12 protein-coding genes and 1 pseudogene are annotated in these 20,602 nt (G+C 72.1%); 7 read left to right on the top strand and 6 right to left on the bottom strand.

Features of this window, described 5'->3' with window-relative positions; translation table 11 throughout:
* Positions 1 to 26: 26 nt before the first annotated feature.
* The 3 genes from A6F73_RS22565 to A6F73_RS44090 all read left to right on the top strand — a co-directional run bounded on the left by A6F73_RS22565 (position 27) and on the right by A6F73_RS44090 (position 7,871).
* Entirely contained in the window at positions 27 to 761 is a 735-nt protein-coding gene (locus A6F73_RS22565) for a hypothetical protein (RefSeq protein WP_063349444.1), read from the top strand.
* A 114-nt stretch (positions 762 to 875) separates the two neighbouring features.
* On the top strand, positions 876 to 2,894 hold the full coding sequence (locus A6F73_RS22560) for a hypothetical protein (RefSeq protein WP_063349443.1): 2,019 nt from the start codon (positions 876 to 878) through the stop codon (positions 2,892 to 2,894).
* 81 nt (positions 2,895 to 2,975) lie between these two features.
* Positions 2,976 to 7,871 (top strand): DNA repair ATPase, encoded by a 4,896-nt coding sequence (locus A6F73_RS44090; protein ID WP_063349442.1) that lies wholly within the window; start codon positions 2,976 to 2,978, stop codon positions 7,869 to 7,871.
* Between the two features lie 57 nt (positions 7,872 to 7,928).
* Here A6F73_RS44090 and A6F73_RS41585 read toward each other — a convergent pair whose 3' ends face one another.
* The 3 genes from A6F73_RS41585 to A6F73_RS22540 form a co-directional block, all read right to left on the bottom strand.
* Positions 7,929 to 9,044, bottom strand: coding sequence for a hypothetical protein (locus tag A6F73_RS41585; RefSeq protein ID WP_063349441.1), 1,116 nt, complete (start codon positions 9,042 to 9,044; stop codon positions 7,929 to 7,931).
* Positions 9,045 to 9,417: 373 nt separating this feature from the next.
* The gene (locus A6F73_RS22545; RefSeq protein ID WP_063349440.1) at positions 9,418 to 11,139 is read right to left on the bottom strand and encodes an FAD-dependent oxidoreductase; all 1,722 of its coding nucleotides are present in this window, start codon (positions 11,137 to 11,139) and stop codon (positions 9,418 to 9,420) included.
* A gap of 71 nt (positions 11,140 to 11,210) precedes the next feature.
* Positions 11,211 to 12,140: a diiron oxygenase gene (locus A6F73_RS22540; RefSeq protein ID WP_063349439.1), complete on the bottom strand. Its 930-nt coding sequence runs from the start codon at positions 12,138 to 12,140 to the stop codon at positions 11,211 to 11,213.
* A 195-nt stretch (positions 12,141 to 12,335) separates the two neighbouring features.
* Here A6F73_RS22540 and A6F73_RS22535 point away from each other — a divergent pair, with 195 nt between their 5' ends.
* The gene (locus A6F73_RS22535) at positions 12,336 to 13,031 is read left to right on the top strand and encodes a tyrosine-protein phosphatase (protein ID WP_244293467.1); all 696 of its coding nucleotides are present in this window, start codon (positions 12,336 to 12,338) and stop codon (positions 13,029 to 13,031) included.
* 95 nt (positions 13,032 to 13,126) lie between these two features.
* Here A6F73_RS22535 and A6F73_RS22530 read toward each other — a convergent pair whose 3' ends face one another.
* Together A6F73_RS22530 and A6F73_RS22525 are read right to left on the bottom strand one after the other, a co-directional pair.
* The gene (locus A6F73_RS22530; RefSeq protein ID WP_063349438.1) at positions 13,127 to 14,179 is read right to left on the bottom strand and encodes an alpha/beta hydrolase; all 1,053 of its coding nucleotides are present in this window, start codon (positions 14,177 to 14,179) and stop codon (positions 13,127 to 13,129) included.
* Positions 14,180 to 14,626: 447 nt separating this feature from the next.
* Positions 14,627 to 15,679, bottom strand: a complete 1,053-nt coding sequence (locus A6F73_RS22525) for an RNA ligase family protein (RefSeq protein ID WP_159398512.1) — start codon at positions 15,677 to 15,679, stop codon at positions 14,627 to 14,629.
* 254 nt (positions 15,680 to 15,933) lie between these two features.
* Here A6F73_RS22525 and A6F73_RS22520 point away from each other — a divergent pair, with 254 nt between their 5' ends.
* The gene (locus A6F73_RS22520; RefSeq protein ID WP_063349436.1) at positions 15,934 to 18,147 is read left to right on the top strand and encodes an RHS repeat-associated core domain-containing protein; all 2,214 of its coding nucleotides are present in this window, start codon (positions 15,934 to 15,936) and stop codon (positions 18,145 to 18,147) included.
* Complete coding sequence (locus A6F73_RS22515) at positions 18,144 to 18,500, top strand: hypothetical protein (protein WP_063349435.1); 357 nt, start codon at positions 18,144 to 18,146, stop codon at positions 18,498 to 18,500. Before A6F73_RS22520 ends, A6F73_RS22515 begins: the two co-directional genes overlap by 4 nt.
* A 130-nt stretch (positions 18,501 to 18,630) precedes the next feature.
* Here A6F73_RS22515 and A6F73_RS22510 read toward each other — a convergent pair.
* Positions 18,631 to 18,933 (bottom strand): annotated as a pseudogene (locus tag A6F73_RS22510) (IS30 family transposase); the annotation flags it as partial.
* Positions 18,934 to 19,314: 381 nt separating this feature from the next.
* Here A6F73_RS22510 and A6F73_RS22505 point away from each other — a divergent pair.
* Entirely contained in the window at positions 19,315 to 20,505 is a 1,191-nt protein-coding gene (locus A6F73_RS22505; protein ID WP_063349433.1) for a hypothetical protein, read from the top strand.
* Positions 20,506 to 20,602 lie beyond the last annotated feature (97 nt).

Here is a 20,602-nt window from a genome sequence, read left to right as displayed (position 1 = left end):
GGGAACAGCGGGGGAGCGTGGCCGAGATGGGGGGATTCGTCGCGGCCGCGCTGGCTTTTCCGACGGCGCTGTTCAGCTTCGCGCTGGTGGTGGTCGTCGGGTACTGGCTGCTGATGCTGGTCGGCGGCCTGGGCTTCGACGCCCTGCACGGGGGACACGGCGTCGGGCATGCCGGTCACGTCGGCCATGCCGGCCACGCGGGCGACCTGGGCCACGGTGCCGGGGGGCACGCGACCCACGGGGGACACGGGGGACCCGGCGCCCAGGACGGGCACGGCGCCGACGGCCGGGGCGCCCACCACCACGGAGGCGTGCTGGGCGCGCTGGGGCTGGGCGGGGTGCCCGTGACGGTGGCGGTGTCGCTGCTGGTCGCGCTCGCCTGGTTCGTCAGCCTGGCCGGCACCGTCCTCACCTCGGGGGCACCGGCGCGCGGCGGCGTGTTCGCCGTCGCGCTGGTCGCCTCCTGGGCGGGCACCCGGCTGCTGGTCCGGCCGCTGTCCCGACTGTTCCCCGAGGACCGCCCGGCGACCCGGGGGGACTTCGTCGGCCGCGTCTGCGTGATCCGCACCGGCCGGGTGACGGCCGACTTCGGGCAGGCGGAGGTCACCGCCGAGGACGGCTCCACCGCGACCGTCCAGGTCCGCACGCTCACCGAGGAGCCCGGGCTGGCGGCCGGCCGCACCGCCCTGATCTTCGACTACGACGCCGACGGCGAGCACTTCCTGGTGGCGCCGTTCGACCCGGCGCTACCGGGCGACTGACTCCCCCGGGCGTTCCCTTATCCCCTTATCCCCTTTGTTCTGCTTGCTCTGCTCTCATCTGCTTTCATCCGCTCGACTTCGCACCATCTCGTCATCTCGTCAAAGGACTCCGTGATGGACACCATCGCCGTGGGTTTCGGCATTCTCGTCGCCGTCGTACTGCTCATCGTGCTCGCCATGCTGCTGTTCGTGGGCCGCTTGTTCCAGAAGGTCGAGCAGGGCAAGGCGCTGATCGTCTCCCGCACCAAGAAGGTGGACGTCACCTTCACCGGCGCGATCGTCCTCCCGGTGCTACACAAGGCCGAGTTGATGGACATCTCGGTGAAGACGGTGGAGATCCACCGCGCCGGCCGGGACGGGCTGATCTGCCGGGACAACATCCGGGCGGACATCCGGATCTCCTTCTTCGTACGGGTGAACAAGACCGTCGAGGACGTCATCAAGGTCGCGCAGGCCATCGGCACCGCCCGCGCCAGCGACCCGTCCGCGATCCAGGACTTCTTCGCGGCCAAGTTCGCCGAGGCGCTGAAGACCGTCGGCAAGCAGCTCGACTTCACCGACCTCTACACGCACCGGCACGAGTTCCGGGACCAGATCATCGCGGTCATCGGCACCGACCTCAACGGCTACACCCTTGAGGACGCGGCCATCGACCACCTCGAACAGACCCCGATGAACCAGCTGGACTCCGACAACATCCTCGACGCCCAGGGCATCCGCAAGATCACCGAGCTGACGGCGATCGAGCACGTGCGCACCAACGAGTACCAGCGCACCGAGGAGAAGGAGATCACCCGGCAGAACGTGGACGCCCGGGAGGCCGTCCTCGAACTCCAGCGCCGCCAGGCCGACGCCGAGATCCGCCAGCGCCGCGAGATCGAGACCCTGCGGGCCACGGAGGACGCGGTGATCGCCCGGGTCCAGGAGGAGGAACGGCTGAACGCCCAGACCGCCTTCCTCCGGACCGAGGAACTGCTCGGCGTGCAGCGCGAGAACCAGGCCCGCGAGGTCGCGGTGGCGCAGAAGAACCGCGAGCGGGTGATCGCCGTGGAGAACGAGCGGATCGAGAAGGACCGCCTGCTGGAGGTCATCGGCCGCGACCGGGAGACCGAACTCGCCACCATGGCCAAGCAGAAGGAGGTCGAGTCCCGTCGGCGGGAGGTCGCCGACGTGGTCCGCGAGCGGGTGGCGGTGGAGCGGACCGTCGCCGAGCAGGAGGAGGCCGTCAAGACGCTGCGCGCCACCGAGGACGCCGAGCGCACCCGCCGCGCGGTGATCATCCAGGCCGAGGCGCAGGCGCAGGAGAAGCTCGTCAAGGACATCAAGGCCGCCGAGGCCGCCGAGCAGGCCGCCTCGCACAAGGCCCGCGAGTCGCTGGTGCTGGCCGAGGCCCGGCAGCAGACCGCCGAACTGGACGCCACCGCCAAGATCCGGATGGCCGAGGGCATCCGGGCGGAGGCCGCCGCCGAGGGGCTGGCCCAGGTGCAGGTGCGCGAGCAGGAGGCCGCGGCGGTGGAGAAGGTCGGCCGCGCCGAGGCCGCCGTCCAGGCCGAGAAGGCGAAGGCCGCCGCGCTGGAGATCGGCGCCAAGCTGAAGGCCGAGGCCGAGGGCCTCACCGAGAAGGCCGCGGCGATGGCGAAGCTGGACGAGGCCTCGCGCGGGCACGAGGAGTACCGGCTGCGGCTGGCCGCCGAGAAGGACGTCCGGCTGGCCGGGCTGGACACCCAGCGGCAGATCGCCGAGGCGCAGGCCGCGCTGGTCGCGGCCGGGCTGGAGAAGGCGAAGATCGACATCGTCGGCGGGGACGGGGTGTTCTTCGACCGCCTGGTGCAGTCGGTGACGGCCGCCAAGAGCGTCGACGCCTTCGTCGGGCACTCGCAGACCGCCCAGGCCCTGGCCGGGCCCTGGCTCGACGGCAGCGCCAGCTTCACCGAGGACCTGACCCGGGTGCTGTCCTCGGTGTCCACGACGGACGTGCAGAACCTGACGGTATCCGCGCTGCTGATGCGGATGATCGGCGCCGGAGGCGGCGAGCAGGCCGGGCAGCTTCGGCAACTGCTCACCTCGGCGCAGAAGTTGGGGATCGCCGAGACGTCGATCGGGGCGCTGGCGTCGGTCAACGGTTCCAGGTGAACGTGAACGCCTGAGTCGCCCGAGTCGCCTGAGTACCCGATCTCCTGAGCAGTCGAGAAACTGAGTAGTTGAGGAACTGACGTGGTGGACGCCCTCGACGCCCGGCTCGACGCCGGCACCTACGAGGTCCTGCGCGGCCGACTCGCCCGGTCCGCCGCCGAACTCGCCGAACGCGCACAGGCGTTGAACGCCCGCCGGGTCGGGGAGTTCGGCGGCGGGGAGCTGCGGCTGGTCGGCACCGGCCGGCTCACCACCGGCCGGGCCTGCCTCCCGCAGGACCTCACCGCCGCCGGCGGGCTGCTCCTGCTCGGCACCCGCCCGGGCGGCGCGCCCGACGCCGCCGTCTCCGCTTCCTCCGTCTCCGCCGCCATCTCCGCTTCCGCCGTCTCCGCCTCCGTTTCCGCCGGCGCCCCGGCCGAGGGATCCCCGGGCGCCGGGCCGCTCGGGGAGGTCCTGAGCGTCCACCACCCCGACCTCACCCCCGCCCCCGCCGAGGGCACCCTGCTGGACGACCCGCGCCTGCGCCAGGACCTCGCCGACCTGCACCGCTACTTCCGCGACGCCCGGCTGGAACGACTGCGCCCCCTCGGCGGCCGCCTGCTCGCCGTCTTCCGCACCGGCCCCGCCGCCGCCGACGTCCGGGTGCTGCGCTGGCGCCCCGTCGACGACCTCGCCGACGACGGGCACCCTGCCTACCAGGACGGGCGCGGCGAACGCGACCACACCGCCGCCGACGGCCAGCAGCTCACCTGGACCGCCCTCACCCGGGACGACCAGCTGCCCGCCGCCCCCGGCAGCCCGCCGCGCGCCGACCTCGGCGGCGAACTCCGGCTCGGCATCGACGGCGGCCGGCTGACCGTCACCTCCCCCGACGGCCGGGAGCTGCACCACGAACCCCTCGCCGAGGCCCTGCAGACCCTCGCCGACGCCCAGATCGCCCACGCCCGGCTCGGCACCCTGCTGCTGGTGCGCGTGCGCCCGTACCAGGAGGAGACCGTCCGGCACCTGGTCTGCCATCTGCCCACCGGCCGGGTCACCCGGATCGACGCGCTCGGCCAGGCCTGCCTGCGGCTGCCCGCCGACCAGGGCGTGGCCTTCCCCGGCGGCTGCCACCTCACCGACGGCACCGTGCGCAGCTACGACCAGCCGGTGGACGGCCTGGCCTACGAGCGCACCCTCGTCTCGCCCAACGGCGAGGACGTGCTGTACGAGTTCCGCTCCCCCGCCGACGGCCGCGCCCTGCTCCAGCCGTACAACAGCGTCCGCCAGGAGGCCGCCGCCCCGCTGCCCTGCCAGGGCTACGCGCTGCTCGCCGACGGCACCCTGATCGCCCTCCGCCCGGCCGAGGACGGGCCCACCCGGCGGCACCCCGTCCAGCTGTGGCAGACCCCGTTCACCAGCGAGCGCCACGCGGCCGCGCAGCCGCCCGGCACCGGCCCGCTCGCCCGGATCGGCAACGCCGACCTGGTCCGCGGCCTCGCCGACTGCCTCTCCCTGGCCCGGCTCGCCGCCGCCGGCGCCGACACCCCGGCCGGCCACCAGGCCGTCCTCGCCGCCTGCACCCGCACCGCCGACCGGCACCACTGGCTGGGCCAGCCCGGCCTCGGCGACCTCACCGCCCCGCTCGCCGAGATCCGCGACACCGCCCGGCAGGTCATCGCCGAGTACGAGGCCGTCGCCGAACTCACCGCGCACGCCGCCCGGCAGACCGAACAGGCCGCCGAACACGTCGAAGGCCTGCTGCGCACCGCCCGCGGCGAGACCCTCGCCGACGCCGCCGAATGGGTCGACCGGCTCGCCGGGCTGCGCCGCGCCCAGGGCCGGGTCGAGGCGCTGCGCGACCTGCCGCGCGCCGAGCCCGCCCGGATCGACGCGCTCGCCGCCCACCTCGCCGAGGGCCTGACCGAGGCCGCCGCCCGCGCCGTCGGACACCTCGCCGAACCCGAGGCCTTCGCCCCGCACCGCCGGCGCGCCGACGAACTCGCCGACCGCTGCACCGCCCTCGCCACCGCCGCCGGAGCCGAGCCGCTGGGCCTCCAGATCTCCGAGCAGAGCGAGGCGTTGCAGACCGTCTCGGAGCTCGTCGGCACCCTCGACCTGGCCGACGCCACCACCCGCACCGCCATCCTCGACCGGCTCGCCGACGTCCTCGGACTACTCAACCGCGCCCGCGCCGCCCTCACCGTCCGCCGTCGCGACCTGCGCACCCGCGAGGCCGCCGCCGAGTTCGCCGCCGAAACCGCCCTGCTCGCCCAGGCCACCACCGCCGCGCTCGCCGCCGCCGACACCCCCGAGGCCTGCGACGACCAGCTCGGCCGACTCCTGCTGCGGATCGAGCAGTTGGAGACCCGCTTCGCCGACGCCGACCCGGCACTGGGCGAACAACTCGCCGACCGGCGCACCGGAATCCACGACGCCCTCACCGCCCGACGCCAGCACCTGCTGGAGGAACGCGCCCGCCGCGCCGACCGGATCGCCGCCTCCGCCGAACGCATCCTCGACACCCTGCACCGGCGGCTCACCGCCCTCGACACCGCGGCCGAGATCGACGCCGCCCTCGCCGCCGACCCGACCGCCGTCAAACTCCGCGACCTCGCCGCCCAGTTGACCGCGCTCGGCGACCGGGTCCGGGCCGAGGAGCTGACCGGACGGCTGCGCGCCGCCCGTAGCCGCGCCCACCGGGCCCGACGCGACCGCGCCGAACTCGCCGGCGACGGCCCCGGCACCCTGCGACTGGGCCGCCACCTGTTCGCCGTCACCACCCAGCGGCCCGAACTCACCCTCGTCCCCTGGCGCGGCCGCCCCGCCTTCACCCTCACCGGCACCGACTACCGCTCCCCCGTCACCGACCCGGCGTTCGCCGCCACCGAGCGCTACTGGGGCCGACCGCTGGCCTCCGAGACCCCCGCGCTGTACCGGTCCGAATACCTCGCCGCCAGTCTGCTGCTGGCCGCCGAACCGGACGGGCTGGACACCCTGCGCGCCGAGGGCGACCTGCTGGAGTTCGTCCGCCGCGCCGCCGAACAGCGCCCGGACGAGGGCTACCAGCGCGGCGTCCACGACCACGACGCGGCGATGCTGCTCCGCGCCCTGCTCGAACTCCACGCCGAGGCAGGACTGTTGCGCCACCCGGCGGCCGCCCGGGCGGCCGCGCAGCTGTACTGGGCGCACGGCGCCGACGAGCGGCAGCGACTGGTCTGGCACACCCGGGCCCGCTCGCTCTCCCTCGCTCGCGCCCTCGCCCGGCAGGCCTTCGGCGCCGCGCCGCGGCTGGGCCTGCCGGCCGCACCGGACCCGGCCGCGCCAGCCCCGGCCGCACCGGCGGCCCTGACCGCGCTGTCCGACCTGTCCGACGAACTGAGCTCCGCCGTCACGGAGTTCACCTCGTGCCCGCAACCCGCAGGCCCGTACCTGGTGGCCGAACTCGCCGCCGCCACACCCACGTTCGCTTACGCGCCGGGGGCCGCAACCCTGCTCGACAAGTTCCACGCCGCACCCGAGTCCGCCGGTCTCACCGAAGCGCTGGCCGCACTGCCCGCCGAGCCCGCACTGCTGCCCGCCCGACGCCAACTCGCCCAGGCCTGGCTGGAGTCCAGCGCCGTCGACGCCGACCCCGGCGACCTCGCCGAGGCCGCCGCCGCGCTCCTCTGCCCGTCCCTGCCGCGCCGGCCCGCCGAAGGCACCGCCACCACCCGCCTCACCGGCCTGCTCGGCGACCACCCCCGGCTCCCGGGCGGCGCGCTCGACCTTCGCCTCGACGAACTCCTGGCCCGGGTGGCGGAGTTCGCCGCCACCGAGGCCCCCGGATACCGCTCCTACCAGCGACTGCGCGCCGACCTGCTGGCCGCCGAGCACACCCGGCTACGGCTCGACCAGTACCGGCCGGCCCCGCTCAACGGCTTCGTCCGCAACCGACTCATCGACCAGGTCTACCTGCCGCTGGTCGGCGACAACCTCGCCAAACAGCTCGGCACCGCCGACGCCGGCGGACCGGTCGACCGCAGCGGCCTGCTGCTCCTGGTCTCCCCGCCCGGCTACGGCAAGACCACCCTCGTCGAGTACCTCGCCGAACGGCTCGGCCTGCTGCTGGTCACCGTCAGCGGCCCCGCGCTCGGCCACCGGGTCACCTCCCTCGACCCCGCCGAGGCCCCCGACGCCACCTCCCGCCGCGAGATCGAGAAGCTCAACTTCGCCCTGCACGCGGGCGACAACGTGCTGCTCTACCTCGACGACGTCCAGCACACCTCGCCCGAGCTCCTCCAGCGCTTCATCCCGCTCTGCGACGCCCAGCGCCGGATCGACGGGGTGTGGGACGGCGAGGCCCGCGAGTGGGACCTGCGCGGCAAGCGCTTCGCCGTCGTCATGGCCGCCAACCCGTACACCGAGTCCGGCCGCCTCTTCCGGCTGCCCGACATGCTCGCCAACCGCGCCGACGTCTGGAACCTCGGCGACGTCATCGCCGGGCGCGAGGACCTCTTCGCGCTCAGCTTCGTCGAGAACGCCCTGCCCGCCAACCCGCACCTGGCCCCGCTCGCCACCGCCGAGCGCGCCGACCTGGACACCCTGCTGGCCCGCGCCACCGGCACCCCGGGCGGCCCCCTCACCGGCGCCTGGCCCGCCGCCGAGGCCGAACGGATGACCGCCGTCCTCGCCGGACTGCTCCACCTGCGCAGCACCGTCCTCGCCGTCAACCGCGCCTACCTGGCCTCCGCCGCCCAGGACGACCGGACCCGCACCGAACCCCCGTTCCTCCTCCAGGGCTCCTACCGCAACATGGCCAAACTCGCCCAGCGCCTCGACCCGGCCCTCACCCGCCCCGAACTCGACGCCCTCCTCACCGACCACTACCGCGCCGAAGCCCGACCCCTCGGCGCCGACGCCGAAGCACAGCTGCTGAAGCTGGCCGAACTCCGAGGCTGCCTCACCCCCGCCCAGGCCACCCGCTGGGAGGAGCTCAAGCACACGCGGCGGGGGTGACGGGCCCGGCGGCCGACCCGGATCCACCGGAGTCGGCCGCCGACGAGGACCGGCCGGCTATGCCCGGCCGAGGACGTCGTCCACGAGCTCCAGCCACAGGTCGAGTTCAGGCGCCGCGAGCTTGAAGATGTGCTTCGAGCCGCGCAGCCGCTCGTAGGAGGCGACCAGCTGGTGGGCGACCCGCTCGGTCTCGGCCGGTAGGACCCCGTGGATCAGGTCGGTCCAGCGCGGCGCATTCCTGCCGCCGTCGTAGAGCTTCTCCAGCGGAAGGACCCGGCAGGCCGTCCAGGTCACCAGCTCAGGCGCGTACTCCAACAGCTTGTAGCAGCCTGTGTTATGACGCTTTCGGACGCGGGCGACGGCCTTCTGCGTCTCGCGCCTGGCCTCCACCGCGACCTGGACGCTGGTCGCCCGCAGGTGCTCGTGCACGATGCTCCGGTAGGGGGCACCGGTGATGTCCGACCAGAGCGCGTCCAGGCCTTCAGCGGTGTGGAGTTGATGGCTCAGATAAGGGCGCGGCGCGGCCGACAGCGCCGCGAGCGACCGGAACACGTCCGCGGGTGTGAATCCCACCGGGTGCGGCCCGGCCACGATGCCTCGCCGGGGATCGAAGTAGCTCCCTTCCGCCCGGAACTCGGCCTGCACCGCGAGCAGGTGCGGACAACGGGCGAGGTTGTCCTGCGGCACGGCGAAGTTGACGTAGCGATCGGTCTGGTCGCAGAACTCGCGGACCCGGTGGCGGCCGTCGCCGGTCACGACGATGACCGACAGGACGGCCTTGGCCAGGTCCGCGGGCGGCAGTTCGCGGGAGATGTGGGCGATCGTGACGAGTCGCTGGAACCCGTCGAAGCACTGCACCCCCGCCAGCCCGAGCCGCCCCGCCCCGGCCGCTCGGTCCGGCTCCCAGTGCAGGCTCTGCGCACCGAGGATGATGGGGCCGGCCAGCCCGAACTCCTCCGGCCGTTCGCGCAGCAGGGTTGCGAGGGCCTGGTTCCCCGGATTGTCCGCCAAGTAGCCGCGTCGGCTTCCGAGCACGACGGCCGCATCGGGCATGGCGGCCAGGCCCGCCAGCTCGGTCGCGCTGATCTGGGTGAACCACCGGTTGCCGAACGTCGTGGCATGAAGCGCCCTGAGGATGTGGCGGTCGGGAACCCAGCCGGTCTCTGCCGCCAACGAGAGTCCTCGCCAAGCACCGAGCGGTGCGGCATTGTTGTCCATGCCCGGTTCAACGTCGTAGCGGCGACCAGGTTGCGGCGCAGAGCGCCCCCGTGCGGGAGAGTTTCGATCGAGTCGGACCGCGCCGGTTCGGCGACCCGGCGAGGTGGCTCAACCTCCGTTCCACGATTCCACGATTCCACGATGCACGCCGTCGGCCGGGGGCCTTTTTTGCTCCCAGGGAAATATGTAGACCGGTCTACATTTGGCTGCTCGATGGAGCCCGCGCACAGGAAGTCGGCCTGTCCGACTTCCTGTGCGCAACCGGTTCAGATTAAGTAGACCGACCGACATATTCTTTCGCACCGACCAGCGCCAACCCGCTGCCCGTCTACCGTCGGCGGGCGGCCGCCAGCAGATCGGGGACGGTGGCGAGCTTGACGCGGGGCCGGCCCTCGGCCTCGCCCCGGGCGCGCTCCGCCCGCTCCACGGCCCGCAGTCCCTTGAGCCCGACGGCGTCCGGGCGACGGTGGCGGACGAGGCGGTCGAAGTCCGTGCGGCTCGCCGCCGGGGCGGCCAGCGCGTGGGCCGCCGCGTCGTCCAGGAGCGCGCCCACGGTCTCGCGGGCGCACGCCCGGTTGGCGCCGATCCCCCCGGACGGCCCGCGCTTGGCCCACCCCACCACGTACGCCCCGGGCAGCGGCCGCCCCGTCGCCGGGTCCACGACCCGCCCGCCCCGGTGCGCGACCGTCGCCGTCCGCTCGTCGAAGGGCAACCCGGGCACCGGTACGCCCCGGTGCCCTATGGAACGCACCACCAGGCCGGTCAGCAGCGTGTCCGTCTCCCCGGTCGGTTCGGCTGCCCGGCCGCCCGCGAGAGTGGTCCGGGCGACGGTCAGGCCCGTCACCCGCCCGCCCCCGGTAGACGCGCCGGGCCCGCCGGGTTCGCCGGGCGGGGTGAACGCGGTGAGCGCGGTCGGCGCGGACAGGAAGCGCAGCACGATCCGCCGGCCCGGCGCCGGCTCGGCGCCCCCGTCGAACGGCACCAGCGGCAGCCCGGCGAGCAGCGCGGCCCGCGCGTCCGACGCGGTCGTCCCGGCCGCCTCCTCGATCGCCGCCCGCACCTCCGGGTGGTCCTCGACCACCACCTCGACGCCCGGCAGTTGCCGCAACGCCAGGAACTCCGCCTTGGTCCAGGCCGCTTGGGCGGGCCCGCGCCGGGCGAGCAGCACGACTTCCCGTACCCGGCTGCGGCGCAGTGCAGCGAGGGCGTGGTCGGCGATGTCGGTGGTGGCGAGCCGGTCGGGGTCGGTGAGCAGGATGCGCGCGATGTCGACGGCGACGTTGCCGTTGCCGATGACGACCACCCGTTCGGCGCCGGGCCCGGACAGCTCCACCGCGTCGGCGGGCACGGTCGGTTGGGCGTTGTACCAGCCGACGAAGGTGGTCGCGGGCAGGCTGCCCGGCAGGTCCTCGCCGGGGATGCCGAGCCGCCGGTCGGCGGCCGCGCCGACGGCGTACACGACGGCGTGGTGGTGGGCGGCGAGTTCCTCGTGGGTGAGGTCGGTACCGATGTCCACGTTGAGGTGCATCCGCAGCCGGGGGTCGTGGAAGACGCCGGCGAAGCTGTCCGCGATGCGTTTGGTGGACTGGTGGTCGGGCGCGACCCCGTGCCGCAGCAGGCCGCCGGTGACGGGCAGCCGGTCGATCATGGTGATCTCGGCGCCGGTGCTGCGCAGCAGTTCCTGCGCGGTGTACCCGGCGGACGGGCCGGTGCCGACGATGGCGACGCGCAGCGTGCCGAGCCCGTCGGGCAGGCTGCGCGGGAAGGTGGGCGCGCCCCAGGCGTGGTCGTTGGGGTGATCGCGGTACCAGTCGCGGTTGAGGTCACCGAACACGGTGTCGGGCCCGCACAGCCGGTCGACGGGGAACACCGCGTCCACCGGGCAGGCGTCCGCGCAGGCGCCGCAGTCGATGCAGGCCGCCGGGTCGATGTACAGCATGTCGGTGGTGCCGAACTCCGGTTCGTCCGGGGTCGGGTGGATGCAGTTGACCGGACAGACGGACACGCACGAGGCGTCGTTGCAGCAGGTCCGGGTGATCGCGTAGGCCATGGCCGGGGTGGGGTCCCTCGCTACAGGTGGTGAAGTGCGGGAGTCGGAGCCTTGTCGTTCTTGACGTACCGTCAGAGCATGTGGATGCGCCGGTAGATGGCGGACGAGCGGCTGGTGAGCAGTCCGGTCTCGGCGAGGAACGCGATCAGGTGCCGGGAGCTGGTGCGCATCATCGCCTTGCGGTGCTCGTTGGCCCGCACTTCGGCGATCGCCCGCTGGGTGTCGAGCCCGGCGGCCCGGTAGACCCCGGGGTGCACCATGCTGGAGACGATGACGTACGCGCCGACGGCGATGCCGGTGGCCGAGGCGCGGCGGCGGGCGGGGCCGGCGTGGCGCACCCGTTCGCGGATCTCCTGCCGGGCGAACTTCATGTGCCGCGACTCCTCGACCACATGGATCCGGGAGGTGCCGCGGACGATCTCCAGGACGTTCTCGCCGCGCATCCAGTCGCGCTGCATGACGTCGAGCACCTCTTCGGCCACCAGGATGCCGCCGTAGGCGAGTTCACCCTTCGCCAGGGCCTTGAACGCCCGCCCGGCCTGGGCGATGACCTTGTTCGGCCGGTACGCGGGGACGCCCATCTTCTCGCAGGCGCGGGCGAACATGATCGAGTGCCGGCACTCGTCGGCGATCTCGGTGAGCGCGAACTGGAACTCGGCGTTGGCGGGGTTCTTCAGGTACTGATCGCGCAGCACCATCTGCTGGAGGATCATCTCGAACCATATTCCGGTGTTCATGATCGAGCAGACCTCGTGCCGGGTGAGGGTGACCCGCTGCTGCTCGGTCATCTCGCCCCACAGCCGGGTGCCGTAGAGGGTGCTCCACTCCGGGTTGAGGCCGTAGTGGTCGGCGGGGAGGGGCGCGTCCCAGTCGATCTCGGTCGAGGGGTCGTAGGAGAGGGTCGCGGCGGACTCCAGCAGCCGCTTCGAGACGTCGTCGTCGGCTGCGGTGTGCCCGTGCGCACTCGCCGCCCGCCCTGCCGCCGCGTTGGTGAGAGCCATGGCTGCCTCCAGATGCCTGCCCCTACGGGTGCCCGCTCACCCGCTTATTAGACGGACAGTACAATAAGAGCCCGCCGCCGAGAACCCCCTGCGCAGCACCGGACGGGCGCACGACCACAACTCCCGCGCCCCTTCTCGTCCGTGACCTCCCCCAGCCGCCCCCTCCTTCCCCTTCGCCCCCGGATACAGTGAGGCGTGATCACCGACCAGCCCGGGGCGGGGCCGGAGCGCGTCGCCCCCACCGGCGTACGGAACTTCCGCGACGCCGGCGGCGTCGGCTCCCTGCCGCGCGGCGTGCTGTACCGCTCCGCCGCCCTGCACCGCCTGCACGGCCTCGCGGCGGAGGGTACGGACACGCTGCGGCGCCTCGGCCTGCGGACGGTCGTCGACCTGCGCAGCGACCCGGAGGTGGCGGAGCGCCCGGACGCCGTCGACCTCGTCGACGCCCGGTACCTGCACGCACCGGTCTTCAGCGAACGGCGTTGGCCGGCCGACCAGTTGGAGCTGTACCCGCTGATGGCCGAGCGCGCCGGCGCGGCGGCGGTGGCCGTTCTGCGCCGACTGCTCGCCGGTGGGGGCGAGGCCGCGCCGGTCCTGGTCCACTGCGCCTCGGGCAAGGACCGCACGGGAGTCGTCGTCGCCGTCCTGCAGACGCTGCTGGGCGCCTCCGAGGCGGAGGTCCTCCAGGACTTCCTACGCTCGAACGACGAACTGGGCCTGACCAACCAGCCACCGGCCGGGGCCGCGCACAACGCCCTGCCCGTACGCGAGGTGCATCTGCGGCGCGCGCTGCTGTCGATCCGGAGTCACCACGGATCGGTGGCGGAGTATCTCCTCGCGCACGGCGCGCAGGCGTCGGAGCTCGCCGCGGCACGGTGGATCCCGGCCTGAACGAGCAGGCGGGCAGGGGCCGTTGAGTCCTCCGAACGAGCCCCCGCCCGGTGCTGCGCCGAGCGCCTCCGATCCGTACCGCCCCTGGTTGCGCGCTACGCGGCGCCCAGCGCCTGCCGCAGCGCCTCGACCGCCTCCGCCGTCGCCTCCCGGAAGCGGCGGCCGATGCCGAGGTAGCTGGCGTAACCGTGGATGAGGTCCGGCTGCCGGCTCAGGCGCACCGTCACCCCGGCCGCCTTCAGCGCCTCGGCGTAGGCCTCGCCCTCGTCCCGCAGCGGGTCGAAGCCCGCGGTGCCGACGTACGTGGGCGGAAGCCCGGACAGGTCGGCGGCGAGCAGGGGCGACAGGCGCGGGTCCGTCCGGTCGGCCGGCGCGGGCGCGTAGCGGTCCAGGAACCAGTCCATGTCCGCGCTGGTCAGGAAGAAACCGTCGGCGAACAGGTCGCGCGAGGGCCGCCGGACGGAGGCGTCGACCGCCGGGTACAGCAGCAACTGGAACACCGGCGCCGGACCGCCCCGCCGCACCGCCGCCTGCGCGGTGACGGCCGCCAGGTTCCCGCCCGCGCTGTCGCCGCCGATCGCGATCCGCTCCGGATCCGCGCCCAGGTCGGCCGCCTTGGCGCACGCGAAGTCGAACGCGGCCAGCGCGTCGTCCGCAGCCGCCGGGAACGCGTGCTCGGGCGCGCGCCGGTACTCCACCGACAGCACCCGCACCTGCGCCCGCTGCGCCAGGAACCGCACCACGTGGTCGTGGCTGGCCCGACTGCCGACCACCCAGCCCCCACCGTGCAGGTACACCAGCAGCCCGGAACCCGCCGCCAGCCCGCCCGGCGTGTACAGCGTGGCCGCCAACTCGCCGTACTCCTGCGGGATTCCGACGCTCCGGACGGCGACCGGCTGGATCGTCGCCCCGCCCACCAGGTACCGCGCGTGCTCCATCGCCTCCCGCGACGACCCGACCCCGGCGGGCAGCACCAGGGCCGCCTTCGACAGGCGCTGCAACTTGAGGATCAACTGCGCGTCCAGCGACAGCACTTGACCGTCCCGCACCACCGGCGCGCCCGCGATCGCCCGCCGCAGCCCCTCCGGCAGCGCATACGCGCCCCGGACGACCGCGGCCTGGATCCGGACAGGGAAGGGAATCGTCATCTCTGCTGCCTCCTGGAGCCTCACCCGGAGCCCTCGACCGGGGACTCGGACCGGGAGCCCATGATGGGCCCGACCCACCCCAGACGGAAGCCCCCCTCGATGCCCCCTTCACCCGCCCTCGACCGCCAACGCACCCGCCGGCAAGAAATATGTAGACCGGTCTACAGTTTCTCCATCGCCGCCACTTCCACCGCCTCCACCCGCACAGGAAGTCGACCAGGCCGACTTCCTGTGCGCGCACCACTCGGGTGGTGGCATGGAATCAGTAGACCGACCGACATATTTTTCCCGAACGCCCCTCCCATCCCCACGCCCCGCCCACCCTTGCGCTGTCACCCTTCGGTCGGAGTCGGCGACGGGCCCTCCACATGGGCGGGCGACTTTCTTCAGGAATCTTTCCGCGCCCGATCAACCCGACCGGCCTGACCAGCCTGACCAGTCAGGCCGTCAGCCGGCCCGGCTCGTCGGCGAGCGCCGGTCCTCGGCGTCGAACGCCACCAGGGAGCGCGCTCCGGGCCCAAGGGCGGCTTCCAGTACGCGCAGGACGTCATCGTCCAATCCCCCCACCGCCTCGGCGAGTTCCTCCGCCACGTCCCGGGTGAGCTCCGCCGCCACGACGTCCTCGGGCGTGCGCGGGCCGAGCTTGCTGACGGCGGCTGCCGCCCGGGCAGGGGTGAGGAGTGCCGCGGCCTGGACCAGGAGCCAGGCGGGGACCCCGGCCGCGCCCTGCGGCGGCGGCAGGTACGGGCGGGCACCGTCGTAGCGCTCGTCCTCGGCGAAGGCCTGCTGCTTCACCTTCACCACCGGACGCGCGCCGACCCCCTCGGGGCCCGTCTCCCGCCAGGTGCCGGCGGGTTTGAGGACGTAGCCCTCGGCGAGGTTGTCGGCGAGTTCGGGGAGCCCGAGGAGCGCGGGGACCAGGGTGGGGAAGGCGGCCGGCAGTTCCTGGAGCACGGTGAGCGCACCGCGCCCGATCGAGGGGGCGCAGCCGAGGCCGGCGGTGGCCGCGGCGTCACGCAGGTCGCGGTCGGAGATCCAGGACCGGCCCTCGGCGGTGTCGACGGTGGCGTCGAAGAGCAGCCACTCCAGCCCCGGCGCGTACCAGACGCCGGTCTGTACAGGCTCGACTCCGGCGACAGCGGGCACGTCGAGGTGCGGGTAGCACCCACCGGCCAGTTCACCGTAAACAGTCACCACAGCGCCCGCGCCCGCACCCCCGCCCACTGCCTCGCGCACCGCCAAGGCAAACCGGGCGGCCGCCACCGCCAGCGCCGGCCAGACCCGGCTGACGCCGAAGAAGCCGTCCAACTCGTCCTCGCCCAGGAGCTCCCGCCGCTTGGCCGGACGGACCGCACCCCCCTCGCAGACCACGGCGAAGTGCGCCCCGTGCACCTTCTCCACCGCGACCCACTCCCGATTCCCGGACGCGGAGAGCCGCCCCCTCCCCGAGATCTTGGGGTACGGCCGCAACGCGGAGCCTTCGAACCTGGTGTCAGCCACACCCGAAATCATCGCCGCGAGCCCCACCCCCGAACAACGGAGTTTCACCTCCCACCAGCTACACCTACACCCAGTCCGGCCAGATCACCTCGGCCACCACCATCCAGGACGCCTCGGCGACCGACACCCAGTGCTTCACCTATGACCACCTCCGCCGGCTGACCGGCGCCTGGACCGACACCGCGGGCACCTTCACCACCGCCGACTGGACCGACTCCTCAGGCGAGGTCCACGGCACCGGCAGTTCCACCACCGTGCCCGGCGTCGGCGGCTGCAACAACGCGAACGGCCCGGCCACCGTCAACCCCGGTGGACGGACCATCGGCGGCCCGGCACCCTACTGGAACACCTACACCTACGACGCGACCGGCAACCGCACCGGCCTCGTGCAGCACGACATCAGCGGCAACAGCCTCAACGACATCACCACGACCCAGACCTTCGGAGCCGCCAAGAGCACCAACTCCCCGACCAGCGCCCCCAACACCGGCGGCGGAACCGGCGGGCCCCACGCCCTGCTCACCTCGACCACCAGCGGGCCGGCAGGTACCAAGGCCGTCAGCTACCAGTACGACGCCAAGGGCAACACCACCGCCATCACGGACACCGGCGGTACCACCACCCTGGCCTGGAACGGCGAGGACAAGCTCGACTCCGTCACCAAGACCGGCCAGGCCGGCGCCACCACCTACCTCTACGACGCCGACGGCAACCAACTCATCCGCCGCAACCCCGGCAAAACCACGCTCAACCTGCCCACCGACGAGCTCACCCTCGACACCGGCAGCGGCTCCACGAGCAACGTCCGCTCCATCACCGCCCCTGGCGGACTGACCTACACCCGCGTCACCGCCGCCATCGGCGGAGGCACCGTCCTGATCCAGGCCGCCGACCCGCACGGCACCAGCGGCCTCCAGGTCAACACCAACGCGACCCAGACCGTCACCCGCCGCCCCACCGACCCGTTCGGCAACCCCCGCGGCGCCCAGCCCACCGCTAATCAGTGGGCCGGCACCAAGGGCTTCGTCGGCGGCAGCAAGGATGACACCACCGGACTCACCAACCTCGGCGCCCGCCAGTACGACCCCATCCGCGGACGCCTCATCAGCCCCGACCCCATCCTCGACGCAGCCGACCCCCAACAGTGGAACGGCTACGCCTACAGCAACAACAACCCTGTCAACCTCTCCGACCCCAGCGGCCTTCGCCCCGACGGCATGTACGGCGGCACCAGCAGCCTCTTGCCCGATGGCACGACCGAGACATGGAAGCCGGACAACCACGGCGGATGGGAGTGGGGCCGCACCGTCTACTACGGCGCTCCAGGGAGTGGCGGGGCTCTCAAAGTCGAGCAGAAGATCAACTTCAACGCCAAGAAGCCTCAGCCCGCAAACAGCACCTCACAGTGGATTAAGTTCGCCCCCAACGCCACCTGGGCCAAAATTGTCGACACTGCGGCCGACTTGACCGGCGTCACGGATGCAAAAAACTGCATCTCGGGCAGCGGAAATTCCCAAGCCATGGGGTGCCTCAACACTGCGCTGAACCTCATCGGATGGAACAAGGCCAAAGCCTTGGAACGCGGGCTCGAAAAGGGTCTCGAGTACGCGGTCGGGAAGTGCAACAGCTTTCCGGCGGGAACACTGGTCCTTCTGGGCGACGGCACCACCAAACCGATCGAGAAGGTCACCACCGGCGACACAGCCACCGCCACCGACCCGCAAACCGGAACCACCAAGCCGCAACCCGTCACTGCGATCATCACCGGCTTCGATGACCAGGAATTCACCGACCTCACCCTGAGCACCACACAACAGCCCGGAATCGCTTCCGAACCAACAGATAAACGGACCAAGAGCCTCCATCTCACCTCAACCCAGCACCACCCGTACTGGAATGTCACCACCCAGCAGTGGACGGACGCCACCGACCTCCACATCGGCGACCAGCTCCTGACCTCCACCGCCAACACACTCGCCACCGTCCAGGCCGTCCGGAACTACCACACTCGGTCCCAAACTGCCCACAACCTGACCATCAACCAGTTCCACACGTACTATGTACTCGTCGGGAATACTCCGGTCCTCGTTCACAATTCTGACTGCGACATCCCCGGAGGGGCATCGAGTGCAGCAAATGGTGAGCGCCTGCGTCAGCAGCTCAGTGGTGAGGCCGGGCAGCTGAGCTCGGTCCGAACCATGGATGATATTTTCGACACGCCGTCTGTGCTGCGAGGTGCAACTCCCGACCAGATTCGAGGCGTGGTGAGCGGTGCTCCAGGCTGGAGAGAGGAGACCTTGGCACATGGGAGTCGTGCGGGCCAGGGTTACGTTCTTCGTGAATACGGCGTGCAAGGCGGGCCGACCGGTCGAATGATTCGTTGGCATCCGGGCGGGTGGCATCATGGCGAACTCCCATACTGGAGGATTGTTGGCGTGAACGGGGATCTCGGAGGGGTGATCCAATGAGTGCTGGTCGGGACTTGGAGGCGGTCAGGAACTGGGTTGTTCGCGTCGTGGACTTGATTGGTTGCCCCCCGGCTCGGCAGCTTGAATACATCAAGACCGAGCGAGTGGGCGTCGATGAAATCGCTCTTCAATTTGACGATGTTCTCAACCTAGTTCAGGGGGCAGTGGACGAAGGGTCGCTGAGCCCCGAGATTCTGGAGCTGCTCTTGCCGATCGATTCTCAGCTGAAAGAAATGACCGAAAGCAAAGAAGACCTCTGGGATGATGAATCGCTTTCAGAGGCATCCGAATGGGATGAACTGCGCCTCGCGGCCCAGCAGGCGCTAGTGGGTTTCGAGCGAATCTGGGAATGAATTCGATACCCCCCGACTGCCGTGACATTCACTCTCGATTCTTGAATCTGGAGTGCTGAGCGACAGCAAAGGAGAAGCCCCACCAATAGCGGGAAGTTTCCAGGGGTCGTTGCAACACGTGGCTATTTGATCAAGCCGCGAGCAGTTTATTCAGGCGCTCGGCTGGGGCTTCCCAGCCGAGCGCCTTGCGTGGGTGGCCGTTGAGTTCGGCAGCGACGTGGGCCAAGTGTTCCGGGCCGTGGACGGCCAGGTCCGCGCCCTTCGGGAAGTACTGCCGCAGCAGGCCGTTCGTGTTCTCGTTCGAGCCTCGCTGCCACGGACTGGCAGGATCGCAGAAGTAGACCGGGATGTCGGTGACGATCGTGAACGAGCCGTGGGCGGCCATCTCGGCGCCCTGGTCCCAGGTCAGCGAGCGGACCAAATGGGCGGGTAGGGCCTGGACGGTGGTCGCCGGGGCGTCGCTACTTCAGCGAGCGGACACACTTGGTGGGCAGAGCAGTGCGGCGGCAGCGCCGCTGCTTGTCGAATCTGCGTGCGCAGTTGGTCGAGGTCTCTGCCGTGCCGGATGGCGGCGAGGAGTTCCACGACTTAGAGGAGGCGCGGCCGGTGTGGGCTCCGATGCGCCGCAGGGCGGGCACGGTCGGTGGGGCGTCCAACTCTGTGCAAAAGTGGGGGACTTGCGCAAGGGCGGGCGGGTGGAGGTGGGGGTGTCCGGGTGGGGGGCGTGGGCGGCGTGGCGGGTGCGACCTGGGGTGGAGGGGGTTACGTCGTGGGCAGGACGCGGTGGGGGTGGGGGCGGGCCTAGCGTGACGGTATGTCGACTAATTCTCGGTGGCGGAGTGCCGTTCTGCTCGCCGTGCCCATTGCCGTCCTGATTTCGCTGGCCGGCCCGCAGGCCGCACTGGCGGCTTCCCCGACGGTCGGAACGCTCTCGTTGAGTGCGGCGGAGGAGGCGCCCCAGGTGCCCGCGCCGACGACGCGGCGGCCGGTCGGTGCCACGTCGGTGCACCTGGTGGACAAGGCCCGGCACGATCCCTGGCGGGCGGACGCCGCCAGTCGCGAGCTGATGGCCACCCTCTGGTACCCGGCGCAGCCCGCGCGCGGGGAGCACGGGGAGCACGGGGAGCAACTGCCGTACGTCTCACCCGAGGTGTCGTCCGCGCTGTTCGGCACCCCGGCTGTCAGCGAGGTGCGGACGGGCGTGAAGGCCCGTACGGTGCCCGCGCCCGGGCGGCACCCGGTGGTGGTGCTCTCCCCCGGTTACGGCTACAGCCGCACCTCGCTCACCGCCCTTGCCGAGGACCTCGCGGCCCGGGGCTACGTGGTGGCCGCGCTGGACCACACGTACGAGACGGTCGTGCAGTTCCCCGACGGGCGGGTGGAGACCTGCCTGATCTGCGATCACGTGGACGACCAGCGGGCGGCCGAGGTCACCCGCAGTCGGGCGAAGGACATCAGTTTCCTGATCGACCGGCTGACCGCGCCCGGCCCCGGGCTGGTCCGCGGGTTGCAGGTCGACCGCTCCCGGATCGGCGCGGCCGGCCACTCGATCGGCGGCGCGAGCGCCGTCGAGGCGATGAGCGAGGACCGGCGGATCCGCGCCGCCGCCAACCTGGACGGCGACTTCTTCGCCCCGCTGCCGGCCGACGGCCTCGCCCGCCCGGTGCTGCTGCTCGGCGCCCAGCGGCACGCCGGCAGGCCCGCGACGGCCAACTGGGACGAGACCTGGCAGCACCTGACCGGCTGGAAACGCTGGCTGGACCTGCCGGAGGCCGGCCACCTGTCGTTCTGCGACATGCACTGGCTGGTGGACTCCCTCGGTGTCCGCGACCAGTTGCCGCCCGACACCACCCCGGAGCAGTACGGCACCATCAAGGGCGACCGCGCGCTCGCCGCCACCCGGGCGTACCTCGGCGCGTTCTTCGACCGGCACCTGCTCAACCGCCCGAGCCGACTGCTGGACGGCCCCTCGGCGGCCTTCCCGGAGGTCCGCTTCGCCAAGTAGCAGGTGGCGAGCAGCGAACGGCAGGTAAGGAGTGGCGAGTGGGCCGCCGACCGCACGGCGGCGGCCTGGGGCGCCCGATCAGGTGATTCGGCCGCCG

It is taken from the genome of Streptomyces sp. MJM8645, assembly GCF_001625365.1.
Classification (GTDB): domain Bacteria; phylum Actinomycetota; class Actinomycetes; order Streptomycetales; family Streptomycetaceae; genus Kitasatospora.
Note: the sequence above shows the minus strand (reverse complement) of the source record. Positions and strands in the feature narration are given on the sequence as shown.